The organism is Neisseria sp. P0021.S005 (genome assembly GCF_051956955.1).
The window spans coordinates 1-3,042 of record NZ_JBQCWY010000366.1; the positions used below are offsets into that span (position 1 = coordinate 1).

Annotated in this window: 1 protein-coding gene; it reads left to right on the top strand. The window is 52.7% G+C overall.

Annotation, left to right across the window (positions count from 1 at the left end; genetic code table 11):
• Positions 1–107: 107 nt before the first annotated feature.
• Entirely contained in the window at positions 108–3,002 is a 2,895-nt protein-coding gene (gene infB, locus ACTHUE_RS14245) for a translation initiation factor IF-2 (protein ID WP_107792455.1), read from the top strand.
• Positions 3,003–3,042 lie beyond the last annotated feature (40 nt).

Consider the following 3,042-nt stretch of genomic DNA (forward strand, 5'->3'; position numbering starts at 1 on the left):
GACGAATTGGTCGAAATTACCGGTGTTGACGAAGAAGAAGCCAAAAAAGTGATTTTGGCTGCACGCGAACACTGGTTTACTGAAGAAAACAACTAAGGGGGTACTGAATGAGTAATACAACCGTAGCACAATTTGCCGCCGAACTAAACCGCCCCGTCGATGATTTGCTCAAACAATTGAAAGAAGCCGGCGTCAACAAAAACAGCGGTAATGACAGCCTGACCACTGACGACAAACAATTGCTGACCGCTTACCTGCAAAAGAAAAATGGCAGCAACAGCGGCACCATCAGCATCCGCCGCAAAAAAACCGAAGTCAGCACCGTTGACGGCGTAAAAGTGGAAACACGCCGCCGCAGCCGTGCCGTTACCATTCCTTCTTCCGAAGAATTGGCCGCGGAAGCCAAAGCCAAAGTAGCGGCTGAAAACCAAAAAGCCGAAGCAGAAAAAGCAGCCGCAAAAGCTGCCGAAGAAAAAGCCAAAGCTGAAGCAGAAGCAGCCGCAAAAGCCGAAGCCCGCGCCAAAGCAGAGGCCGAAGCAGCCAGACTGAAAGCAGCCAAAGCCGCACCAAAAGCGGAAGGCAAACCTGCCGAAGCTAAAAAAGAAGAAGCCAAACCGGTTGAAGCTGTAGAAGCCAAGACCGAAGTAAAAGTTGAAGCTAAAGCAGACAACAAGCCGTCTGAAAAATCCGTTGAAGCTGAAAAACCAGCCGAAGCCAAGAAACCTGCCAAAGCCAAACAAGACAAAGGCGGCAAAGGCAAAGAAGCGAAAAAGGCAGCTAAACCTGCCGCTCCTGCCGTACCGCAACCTGTCGTCAGCGTGGAAGAACAGGCTCAACGCGATGAAGAAGCCCGTCGTGCCGCCGCCCTGCGTGCGCATCAAGAAGCCTTGTTGAAAGAAAAACAAGAGCGTCAAGCACGCCGTGAAGCCATAAAACAACAGGCCGAGAAAGACTCAAAACCTACTAAAGAAGCCAAATCAGGCGAACGCAGTAAACCTGCCGAGAAAGCTAAAGCAGCATCCGGCGAAGGCAAATCCGAACACAACGCGCGCAGTAAAAAAGAAGACCGTCGTGAGCGTGATGAAGACACTCAAGGCCGCAATGCTAAAGGCAAAGGCGGCAAAGGTGGTCGCGACCGCAACAATACACGCACTGGCGACGACGAGCGCGTACGCGGCGGCAAAAAAGGCAAAAAACTCAAACTTGAGCCAAACCAACACGCCTTCCAAGCGCCGACCGAACCTGTCGTACACGAAGTTTTAGTGCCTGAAACCATTACCGTTGCCGACTTGGCACACAAAATGGCCGTTAAAGGCGTCGAAGTGGTTAAAGCCCTGATGAAAATGGGCATGATGGTAACCATCAACCAATCCATCGACCAAGACACTGCCCTGATTGTTGTGGAAGAACTCGGCCACATCGGCAAACCTGCCGCCGCCGACGATCCTGAAGCCTTCTTGGATGAAGGCGTTGAAGCAGTAGAAGCCGAAGCATTGCCGCGTCCTCCGGTTGTTACCGTGATGGGTCACGTTGACCACGGTAAAACTTCCCTACTGGACTACATCCGCCGCGCCAAAGTGGTACAAGGCGAAGCGGGCGGCATTACCCAACACATCGGCGCATACCACGTTGAAACCCCTCGCGGCGTGATTACCTTCTTGGATACTCCGGGTCACGAAGCGTTTACCGCCATGCGTGCGCGCGGTGCGAAAGCAACCGATATCGTGATTCTTGTTGTAGCAGCCGACGACGGCGTGATGCCGCAAACCATCGAGGCGATTGCCCATGCTAAAGCTGCGGGCGTACCAATTGTGGTTGCCGTCAACAAAATCGATAAAGAAGCCGCCAACCCAGAGCGTATCCGCCAAGAGCTGACCGCGCACGAAGTCGTGCCGGACGAATGGGGCGGCGATGTACAATTTATCGACGTTTCCGCTAAAAAAGGCCTGAACATCGATGCATTGCTCGAAGCCGTCTTGCTCGAAGCCGAAGTTTTGGAACTGACTGCCCCAGTCGATGCACCTGCCAAAGGTATCATCGTAGAGGCACGTTTGGACAAAGGCCGCGGCGCGGTTGCCACCCTCTTGGTACAAAGCGGTACGCTGAAAAAGGGCGATATGCTGCTGGCCGGTACTGCATTCGGTAAAATCCGTGCAATGGTTGACGAAAACGGCAAAGCCATCAATGAAGCCGGTCCGTCTATCCCTGTCGAAATCCTCGGCTTGTCCGACGTTCCGAACGCAGGCGAAGATGCAATGGTATTGGCCGACGAGAAAAAAGCGCGCGAAATCGCCCTCTTCCGTCAAGGCAAATACCGCGACGTGCGCTTGGCCAAACAACAGGCCGCAAAACTGGAAAACATGTTCAACAACATGGGCGAAAACCAAGCCCAATCCTTGTCCGTCATCATCAAAGCAGACGTACAAGGTTCTTACGAAGCTTTGGCGGGCAGCCTGAAAAAACTGTCCACAGACGAAGTGAAAGTGAACGTGTTGCACAGCGGCGTTGGCGGCATTACCGAATCTGATGTCAACTTGGCCATCGCTTCCGGCGCATTCATCATCGGCTTTAACGTCCGTGCAGATGCTTCCGCACGCAAACTGGCTGAAAATGAAAACGTGGAAATCCGTTACTACAACATCATTTACGATGCCATCGACGACGTGAAAGCCGCCATGAGCGGTATGCTCTCTCCGGAAGAGAAAGAGCAAGTAACCGGCACGGTCGAAATCCGTCAGGTTATCTCCGTTTCCAAAGTCGGCAACATTGCAGGCTGTATGGTTACCGACGGCGTGGTCAAACGCGATTCCCATGTCCGCCTCATCCGCAACAACGTGGTTATCCATACCGGCGAGCTGTCTTCTTTGAAACGCTACAAAGACGACGTCAAAGAAGTCCGCATGGGCTTCGAGTGCGGTCTGATGCTCAAAGGCTACAACGAGATTATGGAAGGCGACCAACTCGAATGTTTCGACATCGTCGAAGTTGCCCGTACTCTGTAATCAGACAGGCCGTCTGAAAAATCAGAAGCAGGTTTTGCAA

What these genes read in the sequence shown, in the direction of transcription:
- infB (WP_107792455.1), top strand. Translation starts at nt 108, where the DNA reads ATGAGTAATACAACCGTAGCACAATTTGCCGCCGAACTAAACCGCCCC.